Annotated in this window: 30 protein-coding genes; all 30 read right to left on the bottom strand. The window is 43.6% G+C overall.

Annotated features, from left to right (window positions below; genetic code table 11):
- Nucleotides 1-81: 81 nt before the first annotated feature.
- Complete coding sequence (gene rplQ, locus A7P95_RS09980; protein ID WP_067594818.1) at nucleotides 82-462, bottom strand: 50S ribosomal protein L17; 381 nt, start codon at nucleotides 460-462, stop codon at nucleotides 82-84.
- A gap of 27 nt (nucleotides 463-489) precedes the next feature.
- Complete coding sequence (locus A7P95_RS09975; protein ID WP_067594817.1) at nucleotides 490-1467, bottom strand: DNA-directed RNA polymerase subunit alpha; 978 nt, start codon at nucleotides 1465-1467, stop codon at nucleotides 490-492.
- Nucleotides 1468-1496: 29 nt separating this feature from the next.
- Entirely contained in the window at nucleotides 1497-2117 is a 621-nt protein-coding gene (gene rpsD / locus A7P95_RS09970) for a 30S ribosomal protein S4 (RefSeq protein ID WP_067594813.1), read from the bottom strand.
- 17 nt (nucleotides 2118-2134) lie between these two features.
- On the bottom strand, nucleotides 2135-2530 hold the full coding sequence (gene rpsK / locus A7P95_RS09965; protein ID WP_067594809.1) for a 30S ribosomal protein S11: 396 nt from the start codon (nucleotides 2528-2530) through the stop codon (nucleotides 2135-2137).
- Nucleotides 2531-2541: 11 nt separating this feature from the next.
- A complete protein-coding gene (gene rpsM / locus A7P95_RS09960; protein ID WP_067594806.1) occupies nucleotides 2542-2907 on the bottom strand; it encodes a 30S ribosomal protein S13 in 366 nt (121 codons plus the stop codon).
- A gap of 62 nt (nucleotides 2908-2969) precedes the next feature.
- On the bottom strand, nucleotides 2970-3083 hold the full coding sequence (gene rpmJ / locus A7P95_RS11310; RefSeq protein ID WP_003697674.1) for a 50S ribosomal protein L36: 114 nt from the start codon (nucleotides 3081-3083) through the stop codon (nucleotides 2970-2972).
- 17 nt (nucleotides 3084-3100) lie between these two features.
- Complete coding sequence (gene infA / locus A7P95_RS11305) at nucleotides 3101-3319, bottom strand: translation initiation factor IF-1 (RefSeq protein ID WP_082890800.1); 219 nt, start codon at nucleotides 3317-3319, stop codon at nucleotides 3101-3103.
- A gap of 6 nt (nucleotides 3320-3325) precedes the next feature.
- Entirely contained in the window at nucleotides 3326-4600 is a 1275-nt protein-coding gene (gene secY, locus A7P95_RS09955) for a preprotein translocase subunit SecY (RefSeq protein WP_179945920.1), read from the bottom strand.
- A 58-nt stretch (nucleotides 4601-4658) separates the two neighbouring features.
- Complete coding sequence (gene rplO / locus A7P95_RS09950) at nucleotides 4659-5093, bottom strand: 50S ribosomal protein L15 (RefSeq protein WP_067594800.1); 435 nt, start codon at nucleotides 5091-5093, stop codon at nucleotides 4659-4661.
- 2 nt (nucleotides 5094-5095) lie between these two features.
- Nucleotides 5096-5281 (bottom strand): 50S ribosomal protein L30, encoded by a 186-nt coding sequence (rpmD, locus tag A7P95_RS11300; protein WP_082890799.1) that lies wholly within the window; start codon nucleotides 5279-5281, stop codon nucleotides 5096-5098.
- A gap of 2 nt (nucleotides 5282-5283) precedes the next feature.
- Nucleotides 5284-5790, bottom strand: coding sequence for a 30S ribosomal protein S5 (gene rpsE / locus A7P95_RS09945; RefSeq protein WP_067594797.1), 507 nt, complete (start codon nucleotides 5788-5790; stop codon nucleotides 5284-5286).
- A gap of 50 nt (nucleotides 5791-5840) precedes the next feature.
- A complete protein-coding gene (rplR, locus tag A7P95_RS09940; RefSeq protein ID WP_067594794.1) occupies nucleotides 5841-6194 on the bottom strand; it encodes a 50S ribosomal protein L18 in 354 nt (117 codons plus the stop codon).
- 17 nt (nucleotides 6195-6211) lie between these two features.
- Nucleotides 6212-6745 (bottom strand): 50S ribosomal protein L6, encoded by a 534-nt coding sequence (gene rplF / locus A7P95_RS09935; protein WP_067594790.1) that lies wholly within the window; start codon nucleotides 6743-6745, stop codon nucleotides 6212-6214.
- A gap of 24 nt (nucleotides 6746-6769) precedes the next feature.
- Nucleotides 6770-7162 carry a 30S ribosomal protein S8 gene (rpsH, locus tag A7P95_RS09930; protein WP_067594787.1) on the bottom strand — a complete coding sequence of 131 codons (393 nt, stop codon included), beginning with the start codon at nucleotides 7160-7162 and terminating at the stop codon, nucleotides 6770-6772.
- 20 nt (nucleotides 7163-7182) lie between these two features.
- Nucleotides 7183-7488, bottom strand: a complete 306-nt coding sequence (gene rpsN / locus A7P95_RS11295; protein ID WP_082890798.1) for a 30S ribosomal protein S14 — start codon at nucleotides 7486-7488, stop codon at nucleotides 7183-7185.
- 2 nt (nucleotides 7489-7490) lie between these two features.
- Nucleotides 7491-8030, bottom strand: coding sequence for a 50S ribosomal protein L5 (gene rplE / locus A7P95_RS09925; protein ID WP_067594784.1), 540 nt, complete (start codon nucleotides 8028-8030; stop codon nucleotides 7491-7493).
- 24 nt (nucleotides 8031-8054) lie between these two features.
- Nucleotides 8055-8375, bottom strand: a complete 321-nt coding sequence (gene rplX / locus A7P95_RS09920) for a 50S ribosomal protein L24 (protein ID WP_067594781.1) — start codon at nucleotides 8373-8375, stop codon at nucleotides 8055-8057.
- 26 nt (nucleotides 8376-8401) lie between these two features.
- Nucleotides 8402-8770, bottom strand: coding sequence for a 50S ribosomal protein L14 (gene rplN / locus A7P95_RS09915; protein WP_067594778.1), 369 nt, complete (start codon nucleotides 8768-8770; stop codon nucleotides 8402-8404).
- A 182-nt stretch (nucleotides 8771-8952) separates the two neighbouring features.
- Entirely contained in the window at nucleotides 8953-9216 is a 264-nt protein-coding gene (gene rpsQ, locus A7P95_RS09910; RefSeq protein ID WP_067594775.1) for a 30S ribosomal protein S17, read from the bottom strand.
- Nucleotides 9213-9410, bottom strand: a complete 198-nt coding sequence (gene rpmC, locus A7P95_RS09905; protein WP_067594772.1) for a 50S ribosomal protein L29 — start codon at nucleotides 9408-9410, stop codon at nucleotides 9213-9215. Before rpmC ends, rpsQ begins: the two co-directional genes overlap by 4 nt.
- The gene (rplP, locus tag A7P95_RS09900) at nucleotides 9410-9826 is read right to left on the bottom strand and encodes a 50S ribosomal protein L16 (protein ID WP_067594769.1); all 417 of its coding nucleotides are present in this window, start codon (nucleotides 9824-9826) and stop codon (nucleotides 9410-9412) included. The genes rpmC and rplP overlap by 1 nt, the downstream gene beginning before the upstream one ends.
- Nucleotides 9810-10505: a 30S ribosomal protein S3 gene (gene rpsC, locus A7P95_RS09895; RefSeq protein ID WP_067594766.1), complete on the bottom strand. Its 696-nt coding sequence runs from the start codon at nucleotides 10503-10505 to the stop codon at nucleotides 9810-9812. The genes rplP and rpsC overlap by 17 nt, the downstream gene beginning before the upstream one ends.
- Before the next feature lie 9 nt (nucleotides 10506-10514).
- Nucleotides 10515-10844 (bottom strand): 50S ribosomal protein L22, encoded by a 330-nt coding sequence (gene rplV / locus A7P95_RS09890; protein WP_067594762.1) that lies wholly within the window; start codon nucleotides 10842-10844, stop codon nucleotides 10515-10517.
- 8 nt (nucleotides 10845-10852) lie between these two features.
- A complete protein-coding gene (gene rpsS / locus A7P95_RS11290) occupies nucleotides 10853-11128 on the bottom strand; it encodes a 30S ribosomal protein S19 (RefSeq protein WP_082890797.1) in 276 nt (91 codons plus the stop codon).
- Between the two features lie 5 nt (nucleotides 11129-11133).
- The gene (gene rplB / locus A7P95_RS11285) at nucleotides 11134-11967 is read right to left on the bottom strand and encodes a 50S ribosomal protein L2 (protein ID WP_082890796.1); all 834 of its coding nucleotides are present in this window, start codon (nucleotides 11965-11967) and stop codon (nucleotides 11134-11136) included.
- Nucleotides 11968-11972: 5 nt separating this feature from the next.
- A complete protein-coding gene (rplW, locus tag A7P95_RS09880) occupies nucleotides 11973-12287 on the bottom strand; it encodes a 50S ribosomal protein L23 (protein ID WP_179945919.1) in 315 nt (104 codons plus the stop codon).
- Entirely contained in the window at nucleotides 12284-12904 is a 621-nt protein-coding gene (gene rplD, locus A7P95_RS09875; protein WP_067594753.1) for a 50S ribosomal protein L4, read from the bottom strand. The genes rplW and rplD overlap by 4 nt, the downstream gene beginning before the upstream one ends.
- Entirely contained in the window at nucleotides 12904-13548 is a 645-nt protein-coding gene (gene rplC / locus A7P95_RS09870) for a 50S ribosomal protein L3 (protein ID WP_067594750.1), read from the bottom strand. Before rplC ends, rplD begins: the two co-directional genes overlap by 1 nt.
- Before the next feature lie 321 nt (nucleotides 13549-13869).
- Nucleotides 13870-14181, bottom strand: coding sequence for a 30S ribosomal protein S10 (gene rpsJ, locus A7P95_RS09865; protein WP_002642322.1), 312 nt, complete (start codon nucleotides 14179-14181; stop codon nucleotides 13870-13872).
- A gap of 16 nt (nucleotides 14182-14197) precedes the next feature.
- Nucleotides 14198-14323 (bottom strand): EF-Tu C-terminal domain-related protein (locus tag A7P95_RS11780; RefSeq protein ID WP_082890679.1); only part of this gene is annotated, 126 nt, incomplete at its 5' end.

Below are 14323 nucleotides of genomic sequence, written 5' to 3'. Positions count from 1 at the left end.
AAAAATTAATAAAGCTGAATTCTATGCAAACACATAAAATTCAGCTTTAAATCACAGCAGGCTTAATGCAGCAGCGTGATATTACTCTGCTGCCACATCAGTGGGAGCCAAATCAGTCAGCTGCACCAAAGCCAGCGGAGCATTGTCGCCTTTGCGGAAGCCGTATTTCAAAATACGAACATAACCACCATTGCGATTGGCAAAACGACCACCCAGCTCGTCAAACAGCTTCACTACCACATCTCTGTCGCGGGTACGATTGAATGCAGTGCGGCGGTTCGCCAGAGAGGGCTTCTTACCCAAAGTAATCAAGGGCTCAACCACTCTTCTCAGCTCTTTGGCTTTCGGCAGAGTAGTCACGATTGACTCATGAGTCAAAAGTGAATTGGCCATATTGCGCAACATTGCCGCACGATGACTGCTGGTACGGTTCAATTTGCGGTTAGCATTACCATGACGCATAACTTTATTATCCTTTATAAACAAATATTACGGCTTATCCAAACCAACCGGTGGCCACACATCCAATTTCGAACCCAAAGTCAACCCTTTGGAAGCCAGAACCTCTTTGATTTCATTCAAAGATTTTCTGCCAAGATTCGGCGTTTTCAACAACTCGGTCTCGGTACGCTGAATCAAATCACCAATATAGTAGATATCTTCGGCTTTCAAGCAATTGGCAGACCGAACCGTTAACTCCAAATCATCAACCGGACGCAACAAGATGGGGTCAATCGGAGGAGCCTCTTCTTTTGATTCTTCAACCGGCGTACCTTGCAAATCCGCAAATACCGACATTTGATCAATCAAGATCCGTGCTGCCCGACGAACTGCCTCTTCCGGCTCAATCGCACCATTGGTCTCAATATCTAAAATCAAGCAATCCAAGTCAGTACGCTGTTCCACACGAGCGGGCTGTACTTCAAAGCTCACTCTACGAACAGGAGAGAAGTTGGCATCCAAATGGATCGCACCAATTTGCTTATGCTCGTCGTGCCTGCTACCAACCGTCTGATAGCCACGACCCCTCTCAACCGTAATGGTTAAATTAATTTTGCCATTATCTGATAAGCGGCAAATTACATGTTCTGGATTAATCACTTCCACATCATGGGGCAATTCCAAGTCGGCAGCCGTAACTTCCCCGCTACCAGCCTTATTCAAGCTGACCTGAACTGAGTCGCGTCCTTCCAGCTTAAAAACCACTCCCTTAATGTTCAACAAGATATCTACCACATCTTCCTGAACACCATCTAATGTAGAATATTCATGCAATGCACCATCAATCGCCACTTCTGTTGGTGCAAAACCATTCATTGACGATAACAATATGCGGCGTAACGCATTGCCTAATGTATAACCAAAACCCCGCTCAAATGGCTCCATAAAAACTTTCGCACGCGTTGCAGATAAAGCATCCACATCAATTTGTCGCGGCTTCAGAAATTCATAGGTGCTGTTTTGCATTTAACTGCCCCTTTTTTGAGCCAATGAAATTATTTCGAATAGAATTCAACCACTAACTGCTCGTTAATATCACTATACAAGTCAGCGCGATCCGGTACATTTCTAAACACGCCTTCCTGCTTATCAACATCTACAGAAACCCAACCCGGCAAACCAATCTGCGTTGCCAATTGCAAGGAGTCCTGAATACGAACCTGTTTCTTGGCTTTCTCGCGAACAGAAACAACATCACCAACCTTAACTTGATAAGAAGGGATATTAACAAGCTGGCCATTCACCAGAATAGACTTGTGAGATACCAATTGTCTAGCTTCAGTACGAGTGGAACCAAACCCCATCCGGTATACCACATTATCCAAGCGTGATTCCAGCAATTGTAGCAAAAGCTCACCTGTTGCACCTTTACGACGTGAAGCTTCAACAAAATAGCGACGGAATTGTCTCTCTAAAACACCATACAATCTGCGAATTTTTTGCTTTTCACGCAACTGAATGCCGTAATCAGAAAGACGACCTTTTCTTGCACCATGCTGCCCTGGTGCATTTTCCAGCTTACATTTAGACTCAAGTGAGCGACGAGCACTCTTCAAAAAAAGATCAGTGCCTTCACGACGAGCCAACTTACATTTAGGGCCGATGTAACGTGCCATAACTTAATTACTCCAGATTAAATACGACGTTTTTTGGGAGGGCGACATCCATTATGAGGCAATGGAGTAACATCTGTAATGCTTACAATTTTGAAACCCATAGCATTCAGGGAACGAACAGAAGACTCTCGACCAGGTCCCGGCCCCTTAATTTTGACTTCTAAATTTTTGACGCCATACTCTTGAGCAGCCTTGCCCGCAGCCTCAGCTGCGACTTGGGCAGCAAACGGGGTGCTTTTTCTGGATCCTTTAAATCCAGCGCCACCAGAGGTAGCCCAAGATAAAACATTACCCTGACGATCAGTAATTGTAATGATTGTATTGTTGAAAGATGCATGCACATGAACAATGCCATCACTTACAACTTTTCGTACTTTTTTACGCACACGCGTAGATGTAGATGCTTTAGCCATTCAAATTTCTCCTAGCCTTTCTTACCCGCAATTGCCTTACGTGGACCTTTTCTTGTACGAGCATTAGTTCTAGTCCGCTGCCCACGGCACGGAAGCCCGCGACGATGACGAAATCCACGATAGCAGCCCATATCAATTAACCGTTTGATACTCATCGTAACTTCTCGACGCAAATCACCTTCAACCTCATACTGCGCCACTTGTTCACGCAAAGCATCCAACTGACCTTCCGTTAAATCCTTTACTTTTGTAGTAGGCACTACCTGTGCATTATCACAAATTAATTTTGCACGACTTGCACCAATCCCATAGATCGCTTGTAAGCCAATCACCACATGGGCGTTATTAGGAATATTTACCCCTGCAACACGAGCCATTCTTTAGTTTCCTTTAAGACCAAAAGCTAGTTAAAGTAGCATATTTTCCATTTTGAAGCAAATTAACCTTGCCGCTGTTTATGACGAGGATCGGTACAAATCACTCGCACAACACGATTACGCCGAATAATTTTGCAATTCCGACAAATTTTCTTCACTGACGGTTGAACACGCATTTAATTTCCTTTTCTAATTAGCGAGCCCGAAAAACAATACGGGCACGAGATAAATCATAAGGGGTCATTTCTACAGTCACTTTATCTCCTGGTGAGATCCGGATGTAATGCATTCTCATCTTCCCAGAGATATGCCCAAGAACCTCATGACCATTTTCGAGTTTAACTTTAAACGTTGCATTAGGTAAAGTTTCCAACACCTCACCCTGCAGCTGTATAGTATCTTCTTTAGCCATAATTATTCACTGCGACAAAGACTTTCTAGAGGAGTTTTTTTTCATTAAATGCTCATACTGTTGATTCATCCGATATGATGCAACTTGAGTACCAAAATCCATAGTTACAACCACCAAAATTAACAGCGATGTACCTCCAAGGTGAAACGGTATTCCCAGCACTCCAGTAACAAACTCAGGGATCAAGCATATGATAGTAATGTACAAAGCTCCAAATAATGTTAACCTCATCACCACTTTTTCTAAATAATTAGATGTCTGCTCCCCTGGGCGAATACCTGGTACAAAGGCGCCACTCTTCTTTAAATTCTCAGCCATTTCACGAGGACTGAATACCAACGCCGTATAAAAATAGCAAAAGAAAACAATTGCTATAGCAAATACTATAGAATACATTGGCTTATTTGGAGATAAATTCGTTACCACGAACTCAATTAATGTATTATTATCGGCACTTTTACCTAGCCACCCGATTATCTGGGAAGGGAATAAAATAATACTAGATGCAAAAATTGGTGGGATCACCCCTGCCATATTAATTTTAAATGGCAAATGAGTTTTTTGACCTTGTACTATTCGATTGCCCAACTGCCGACGAGCATAATGAACCGGAATTTTTCTTTGTGCGCTTTCAATGTACACAACTAGATAAATCAAACCCAGACTTCCCAGCAAAACAAACAACACCATCATTACACTACTGTTATTTTTCGCTAAATCTAGTAATTGACCAATTGCGCTAGGAAGCGCAGCAACGATGCCTGCTGTAATCAGCAATGAAATTCCATTACCAATTCCTCTCTCCGTCATTTGCTCCCCTAGCCACATCAAAAACATAGTACCTGTGACTAAACAAACAACTGCAGAAATAACAAACTCAAGTCGGCCAACTGTGACAATAGAAGGCTGATAAATAAAAGCAAGGAAAGCTGAAGATTGAACAATTGCCAAAACTAAAGTTGCCCACCTAGTATACTTGGTCAGCGTTCGCCTACCTGCCTCACCTTCCTTTTTTAAAGCCTTCAAAGAAGGTACAACTTCTGCAACCAATTGAATGATAATAGAAGCAGATATATAGGGCATTATCCCTATAGCAAAAATACTAAATCGCTGTAGGGAACCACCAGAGAACAGATTAAACATCCCTATGATTCCAGCCCCTCCTCCTAATGATTCTGCAAGTTTCCCTGCATCAACCCCCGGAACAGGAACATGGGCCCCTATTCGAAAAACAATAAGAGCACCGAGCAAAAATAACAATCTTTTCTTTAAATCCTTCACTTCTGCAACCTTATTGTTTATCTACCACCTAGTTATTTAGCTCAACTTAATGTTAACTTCACTCAACTGAACCGCCAGCAGCCTCTATAGACTGTTTTGCGCCTAATGTCACTTTAACATCTGAACGCACAATAACAGCTTTAGAAAGTGAACCCGTAGCAACTACTTTAACTGCACAAACATTAGAGCCAACCAAGCCACTTTGCTTTAGGAGCAGCAAATTTACTTCCGGGGTAACAACTTTATTCAAGTCAGATAAAGTAATTACCTTAACCCGTTTCATCTGTATAGGCTTAAACCCACGTTTTGGTAAACGTCTCTGCAAAGGCATCTGCCCACCTTCAAATCCTACTTTGTGAAAACCACCAGCTCGACTTTTTTGCCCCTTGTGCCCACGTCCACAGGTTTTCCCCAATCCGCTACCAATGCCACGACCAACTCGTTGCTTTTTCTTAGTAGAACCGATAGCCGGTTGAATAGTATTCAAGAGCATCTTCAATCTCCAACTTTTAAAAGATAACTTATTTTATTAATCATTCCACGATTCTCTGGAGTATCAAGAACCTCTACCGAATGCTGCCTATATCGCAAGCCCAACCCTTGAGCACATTTACGATGTGCTTCAATAGTGCCAATTAAGCTTCTTTCTAACGTCACAGTAATTTTTTTTTGTTCTGCCATACTTAAACTCCCAAATCTTCTACAGTTATACCTCTTTTTGCTGCAATTTCAGCAGGAGTATATAACTTTGCTAACCCATCTAAAGTAGCACGCACAATATTATAAGGGTTAGTAGAGCCATGCACTTTGGCAGAGATATTATGGATCCCCATCGCTTCAAATATTAAACGCATAGGCCCACCAGCTTTCACCCCACTACCTTCTTTTGCTGGCTGCATAAAAACTTTTGTCGCCCCATGCTTTCCAATGACTTCATGATAAATCGTTCCATTATTTAGAGAAACCTTTATCATAGAGCGACGGGCCTGATCCATGGCTTTCTGCACAGCAACAGGTACTTCTTTGGATTTTCCCTTCCCCATGCCAATACGTCCATCACCATCACCAACCACAGTCAATGCAGAAAATGCCATAATCCGTCCACCCTTCACTACCTTGGTGACACGATTCACTGCAACCATCTTTTCAATCAGGCCATCTCCACGCTCTTCTATATCGTGCTTTGCCATTATTTCTAATCCTTAATGAATTGATTTACTTATGAGTTAAATTTCTGAGATTAGAAATTCAACCCATGTTCACGTGCAGCATTAGCCAATGCTTTTACGCGTCCATGATATTGAAAACCAGAGCGGTCAAAAGCAACCCTTTCTATACCAAGCGCTTTAGCCTTTTCAGCAATTACTTTGCCAACCTCTAATGCTGCCTGAATATTACTTCCCGCTTGGATTTTCTCTCGAATTTCTTTGTCCAATGTCGAAGCTTGAGATAGTACGCGAGATCCGCTAGCATCAATTATTTGCGCATAAATATGGTTATTGCTGCGGAAAACACATAATCTAGCCATTCCTAGCTGCCTAATACGAGCCCGCGTTTTATATGCACGACGAACTCTCCTAGTATATTTATCCATTATTAGCAATTCCTTAATTATTTTTTCTTGGCTTCTTTAAGAAGAACCACCTCATCCAAGTAGCGAACTCCTTTACCTTTATAAGGCTCAGGCGGCCTAAAGGCACGAATCTCTGCAGCCACTTGCCCAACCATTTGCTTATCAACTCCTCTCAAGACAATCTCTGTTGGCGATGGAGTTTGAACCACAATACCTTCCGGCATTGAATACACAACAGGATGTGAAAATCCAAGTGACAAATTCAAAACTTGCCCTTGAGCTTGAGCACGATAACCAACGCCAACTAACTGCAGTTTTTTTTCAAAGCCTTCCAGCACACCTTTTACCATGTTCGCAGCAGTCGCCCGGACGGTACCAGATAATGCATTAGATTCTTTCCTATCATCTACTGCAGCAAAGACAAGGTGATTATCAATAAATTGAACAGAAACTCCTTGAGGCACATCCAAGACTAACTGGTTTTCTTTACTCTTTACAATCAACTTGCCAGCATCAACAATGACATCAACACCAGTAGGAATTACCACTGGGCTTTTTGCTATCCTAGACATTTTAAAATGCTCCTCCGACCCACCTTAAGCCACAATACACAACAACTCGCCGCCTACACCAGAGGCACGAGCCTTATGGCCAGTCATTACACCCTTTGATGTACTAACAATAGCAATGCCCAAACCATTCATTACATTAGGAATAGCATCTGCTGCCTTGTACACTCTCAAACCAGGCCTAGAAACCCGTTGAATTTTTTCTATAACTGGCTTACCCAAGTAATACTTCAAACGAATTTCTAGCGTAGGTTTTCCCTCCACCAAAATCGCGAAATCCTCTATATACCCCTCTTCTTTCAATACCTGAGCGAGTGCTTTTTTCAGCTTAGAAGAAGGCATAAGAACAGACGTTTTCCTTGCTTGCTGCGCATTACGGATACGCGTCAGCATATCAGAAATAGGATCATGCATACTCATTTTGTTATCTATCCTCTACTTTACCAACTAGCCTTAATAACACCAGGAATTTCGCCACGCATAGCTATCTCTCTGATCTTTGTACGCCCTAATCCAAATTTACGGAATGTTCCACGCGGACGTCCCGTTAATGCACATCGCCTTCTCTGCCTTACAGGAGCAGCATTACGCGGAATAGATTGAAGCTTTAACCTAGCCTCAAACTTCTCTTGATCTGTAGCAGCAGAATCATGAATCACTGAAAAAATCTCTGCCCTTTTTGCTGAGTATTTACGAGCGAGCGCAACGCGTTTAGCCTCTCGATTAATAAGCGCCTTTTTCGCCATGATCATCCTTTAAATGGAAATTTAAAAAGGGAAAGCAAAGCCTTTGCTTCCTCATCTGTCTTAGCTGTAGTCGTAATAGTGATATTCAAGCCCCTTAGAGCATCAATTTTATCATACTCTATCTCGGGGAAAATGATCTGTTCTCGAACACCCATATTATAGTTACCACGCCCATCAAAAGATTTTCCATTTACTCCACGGAAATCTCTTACTCGCGGCAAAGCAATAGTAATTAAGCGATCCAGAAATTCAAACATTCTCTCTTTTCGCAAAGTAACTTTACAGCCTACAGGATAATTATCTCGTATTTTAAAACCGGCAATAGATTTTCTTGCCAAAGTCACAATAGGCTTCTGACCAGAAATCCTTTCCAAATCAGCAAGCGCATACTCCATCACCTTCTTATCTGCAACAGCTTCCCCAACCCCCATATTCAGGGTAATTTTCTCAATCCGTGGTACCTCCATAATTGACTTATATTCAAACTGCTTAATTAAGGCAGGAACCACAGTATCGATGTAGTACTCTTTCAAACGTGCCATCTCAAATTATCCTCTTAATTGCCTTTACGCAACATCAGAACCCGTTGACTTAAACACCCGGACTCGCTTGACCTGACCACCAGTCTCAACAATCTTAATAGTCACACGGTCAGCCTTCTGCGTTTCTTTATTTAAAAGCGCCACCTTAGCAATATGGATCGGCATACTCTTCACGATCACACCACCTTCCACACCACGCAACGGATTCGGTTTTTGGTGGCGCTTAACCAAGCTTACCCCATCAACAATTACCTTATCCCCAATAACTTTGAGCACTTGACCCTTTTTCCCCTTATCCTTGCCAGAAATAACAACGACTTGGTCGCCTTTAATAATTTTATTCATCACCACACCTCTTGGATTACTGATTTCTAAATAACCTCAGGAGCCAAAGACACAATTTTCATAAACCTTTCCGTACGCAATTCACGCGTAACGGGGCCAAAAATACGCGTACCCATAGGCTCCAACTTAGCATTCAATAGAACAGCTGCATTATTATCAAACTTAATCAATGCACCATCAGGGCGACGAATACCCTTTGCCGTGCGCACTACAACAGCATTATACACATCGCCTTTTTTTACCCTTCCACGAGGCGCAGCATCTTTTACGGACACTTTAATAATGTCGCCCACGCTAGCATAGCGACGCTTGGATCCACCCAACACCTTAATACACATTACTCGGCGCGCACCAGAGTTGTCAGCAACATCCAAAATTGTCTGCATCTGAATCATTTTTAACTTACCTTTATCAACTAACCAACTTAATCTATTTATCTGATAACCATAAATAAATCAGTATTGGCCCCGCTTAGGGAGAGACTTCTAAAGAAAAATAGAAGTGAAGAGAGCGGGAGTATACAGTCTTACAAAAAACGCTGCAAGTCCCGCTCGCTAAAAATACATCAAATTTACAACTAAATTATCTGGGATTTTTCAATCACGCGCTCAACTACCCAAGCTTTTGTCTTTGAAAGAGGACGGTGCTCAGCAATCACAACTATATCTCCTACCTTGCACTCGTTATGCTCATCATGCACATGAATTTTCGTAGAACGCTGGATAATTTTTCCGTATAGCGGGTGTTTCACGCGACGCTCAACCAAAACAGTCACTGTTCTGTCCATCTTATCGCTGACAACTTTACCCTGCAACGTCCGAACAATTCTCGCGTTACTCATGACTCTGAACTCCCTTTCTCAGCCAATTTAGTTTTAATTCGTGCAATATCCCGACGAATTCTTTTTAGCTCACTATTCTTATTCAGTTGGCCTGTTGCATGTTGCATACGCAAGCTAAACTGCGTCTTCAACAAATCAATCAAATCAGCTTCCAGTTGGCTTCGCGATTTATCTTTTAGCTCAAGCATCTTCATTATTTACCTACCTGCCGAGACACAAAAGTTGTACGAATAGGCAATTTTGCAGCAGCTAACGCAAATGCCTCCCTAGCCAAAGCTTCAGACACTCCATCCATTTCATAGAGTACTTTACCAGGCTTAATTTCGGCTACGTAATATTCAACAGAACCCTTTCCCCCGCCCATACGAACCTGAATCGGCTTTTCAGTAATAGGTTTATCAGGGAAAACTCGAATCCAAATACGACCACCTCGCTTAATATGACGAGTCATGGCACGGCGAGCAGCTTCAATTTGACGAGCAGTTAATCGTCCTCGCCCAATAGCCTTCAATCCAAAGTTACCAAAACTTACATCATATCCATTAGTAGCAATACCTGTATTACGGCCTTTATGCTGCTTACGGTATTTCATTCTAACCGGCTGTAGCATGACGACCACCTCCTTTTCTGCGTTTATGTTCTTGGTCGGAATTTTCTACTACTTGACCAGCTTCACCTTTATACACCCATACTTTCAATCCAATTACACCATAAGTGGTATGAGCTTCACTGGTAGCATAGTCAACTTCCGCACGCAGAGTATGCAATGGCACGCGACCTTCTCGATACCATTCACTACGCGCAATATCAGCACCATTCAACCGACCAGAGGTCATTATTTTGATACCTTTGGCTCCAGTCCTCATAGCATTTTGCATTGCACGCTTCATGGCTCGACGAAATTGCACACGTTTCTCTAGTTGCTGTGCAATACCATCCGCAATTACTTGAGCATCCAATTCAGGCTTGCGAATTTCTTCGATATTCACATGCACAGGAACGCCCATCAAACCTTGCAAATCGCGCTTTAATATTTCAATATCCTCCCCCTTCTTACCAATAACCACACCCGGTCGAGCAGTATGAATAGTAATACGGGCAGACTTAGCAGGGCGTTCAATCACCACACGCCCTACCATGGCATTAGCTAACCGCTTCCGCAGATACTCACGTACCTCAATATCCTGCTTCAAAACAGCAGAAAACTCCGTGCTCTTAGCAAACCACTTGGATGACCAATCTTTAGTTACAGCCAAGCGAAAGCCAGTTGGATTAATTTTTTGTCCCATAGCTTTTCCTTAGTTTCCCACCGTCACGTTAATATGACATGTTTGTTTCTCAATACGATTACCGCGACCTTTTGCTCTTGCACGGAACCGTTTCAGACTAGACCCTTTATCAACGAAAATAGTAACAACCTTGAGCTCATCAATGTCAGCACCTTCGTTGTGTTCGGCATTTGCAATAGCTGACTCTAACACTTTTCTGATCAACTCAGCACCTTTTTTAGTGCTAAAAGTCAGAATATTCAAGGCTTGCTCTACGTCTTTACCACGGACCAAATCAGCTACTAACCGTGCTTTTTGAGCAGAAATACGGGCATTTTTGTGTTGTGCAGATACTCTCATGATTCACCTTATTTCTGGGCTTTTTTATCAGCCAAATGTCCCTTAAAGGTACGAGTCAATGCAAACTCACCCAGCTTATGTCCTACCATATTATCGCTGATAAATACAGGGACATGCGTACGCCCATTGTGTACAGCAATCGTCAACCCAATAAAATCAGGCAAAATTGTAGAACGGCGCGACCATGTTTTAATCGGACGCTTATCATTGCTTGAACGAGCAGCATCCACCTTTTTGAGTAAATGCAGGTCTACATATGGGCCTTTTTTCAATGAACGAGCCATATCAATTAACCTTTATTTGAGTAGCGACGGCGGACAATCATATTATCCGTACGCTTATTATTACGAGTCCGGTAACCTTTAGCAGGCGTACCCCACGGGCTAACAGGTTCGCGAGCTTCACCAGTACGACCTTCACCACCACCATGCGGATGGTCAACAGGGTTCATCACTACACCACGAACCGTCGGGCGAATGCCTCGCCAACGATTAGCACCGGCTTTACCAATTTTTTTCAGGCTTTGCTCTTCATTGCCAACTTCGCCAATGGTAGCCCGACAATCGATATGGATCTTACGAACCTCACCAGAACGCAGGCGAACTTGAGCATAAATCCCTTCTTTAGCCAGCAAAACAGCCGAAGCCCCAGCAGAACGTGCAATCTGTGCACCTTTACCCGGTTTCATTTCGATGCAATGTACAGTAGTACCTACCGGAATATTACGGATGGGCAAAGCATTACCTGCTTTAATCGGCGCCTCCGAACCAGAAACCAATACTGCACCTGCTTCCACATTACGTGGCGCAATAATATAACGGCGCTCACCATCTGCATAGCAGAGCAAAGCAATGAACGCAGTTCGATTAGGATCATATTCGATACGCTCAACCTTAGCAGGGATACCATCTTTATCACGCTTAAAATCCACGATACGATAATGATGCTTATGGCCACCACCCTTATGGCGAGTAGTGATGTGTCCATTGTTATTACGGCCAGCAATAGAATTTTTCTTTTCTAGCAAGGGCGCATAAGGTGCACCCTTATGCAGACCTTCTGCAACAACGCGCACCATACCGCGGCGACCTGCAGAAGTCGGCTTCATTTTTACAATAGCCATAGTATTTATTCCTTATCTACAGCTGCTGCAACGGCTTCCAAATCCAGCTCCTGTCCGGCAGCCAAGCCAACATAAGCCTTCTTAACGTTACTGCGCCGACCCAAAGAGCGGCCAAAACGTTTCACTTTGCCTTTGATTGCAACAGTGGTTACAGAGGCTACCTGAACACCAAACAACAACTCTACAGCTGCTTTAATTTCAGCTTTAGTAGCATCAGGCAGTACCTTAAAAGTCATCTGATTACGTTTTTCGGCCAGCAGATTGCTCTTTTCAGATACAACAGGAGCCAAAATTACTTTCATCAAGCGTTGTTGATTCATACCCATTGCTCCTCAAGTTGCGCAACTGCCTCTTTGGTAATCACCACTTTTTTGTAACGCAGCAAGCTATACGGATCAATCTGTTGAGCTTCTAAAACCAGCACATTAGGCAGGTTGCGAGAAGACAAGTACACATTCTCATCCAATTGCTTGGTAACAAACAATACCTGTTCCATACCCAAATTCTTTACCTGCTCGGCAAAAGCTTTGGTTTTCGGCGTAGCAGCAGACAGCTCTTCAATAACGTACAAACGTTCATCCCGAACCAGCTGAGACAAGATCGTTGCAATACCTGCACGATACATCTTACGGTTTACCTTCTGAGTAAAATTCTCTTCAGGCTTATTCGGGAATATACGACCACCCCCTCTCCACAAAGGAGAAGAAGTCATACCGGCACGAGCACGGCCAGTCCCTTTTTGACGCCACGGTTTCTTAGTAGAGTGCTTCACTTCAGCACGAGTCAACTGTGCGCGATTGCCGGAACGGGCATTTGCCAAAAACGCAGTAACCAGCTGATGAACCAAAGCCTCATTATACTCACGCGCAAACAGGGCATCGGAAGCAGCAAGGCTACCTGAAACTTGGCCTTTACTATCAATTACTTTCAATTCCATTATGCACCTACTTTCACGCTAGGGCGCACAACCACATCACCATTGACAGCACCAGGCACAGAACCCTTAACCAACAGCAGGTTGCGCTCCGCATCCACACGAACCACCTCTAAGCACTGCACAGTCGAAGTAGTGTTACCATACTGACCAGCCATGCGCTTACCAGGGAACACTCGACCCGGATCTTGGTTCATACCAATAGAACCAGGAACACGATGGGAACGGGAATTACCGTGAGAAGCACGCTGCGCACCGAAGTTATGGCGTTTAATCGTACCAGCGAAACCTTTACCTTTAGAGGTACCGGTTACATCCACCAACTGACCAGCTTCGAAAATAGCAACAGTTACTTCATCGCCAACTTTCAGCTCAGCCAATTTTTCTTCAGACAAAGCAAACTCGTGCAAACCGCGACCTGCCTCAACACCTGCTTTCGCAAAATGCCCGGCACCCGCCTTATTCACATGGCTTGCTTTTTTCTGACCAAAGGTAACCTGAACGGCAGCATAGCCGTCGGTATCTTTGGATTTTACCTGAGTGACGCGATTAGGAGACATTTCCAACACGGTTACCGGCACGGAAACACCTTGCCCGGTAAACACGCGGGTCATCCCCACTTTGCGCCCAACCAGACCTAAAGTCATGATTTTTCCTTATATAACAAGGGGTCAGCTACGATTGGCCGACCAATGGACAAAACAAAAAACTCGGCTTTAAATGCCAAGTTGTGAACTATACTACATTTTCACTAATCTTTTCAAGAAGAACTTCCGTTTTCCTCATACTCTTTCCCTTTGGCAGCAACATACGCAACATTAAACTTCTGCAACCACGCATTCCTGTTACCTGTTTTCAGGTAGCCAATTCCTAGCATCTATAAAGAGGCTACCTGAAAATACCAAGCCATCCATCAAACAAAAAGCCGAACAACAAAAGTCGTTCGGCTTTTAATCTGCAAGCAGCGATTACTGAACTTTAATTTCCACATCCACGCCGGCCGGCAGATCCAGCTTCATCAGCGCATCAGTAGTTTTGTCAGTCCAATCCACGATGTCCATCAGGCGCAAGTGGGTACGGATCTCCAACTGCTCACGGGAAGTTTTGTTCACGTGCGGAGAACGCAGGATGTTGAAACGCTCGATCTTGGTCGGCAACGGAATCGGGCCTTTTACCACGGCACCGGTACGTTTGGCGGTTTCAACGATTTCCTGAGCCGAACGGTCGATCAGACTGTAATCATAAGCTTTCAGACGGATACGGATTTTTTGGTTTGCCATTTATTCGCTATCCTTCTTAAGCAATCACAGAAGCAACCACACCGGCACCTACCGTACGGCCACCTTCGCGAATCGCAAAGCGCAGACCTTCTTCCATCGCAATCGGGGCAATCAGTTCTACGGTAATGGTTACGTTCTCACC

It is taken from the genome of Eikenella longinqua (genome assembly GCF_001648355.1).
Lineage (GTDB): Bacteria > Pseudomonadota > Gammaproteobacteria > Burkholderiales > Neisseriaceae > Eikenella > Eikenella longinqua.
Note: the sequence above shows the minus strand (reverse complement) of the source record. Positions and strands in the feature narration are given on the sequence as shown.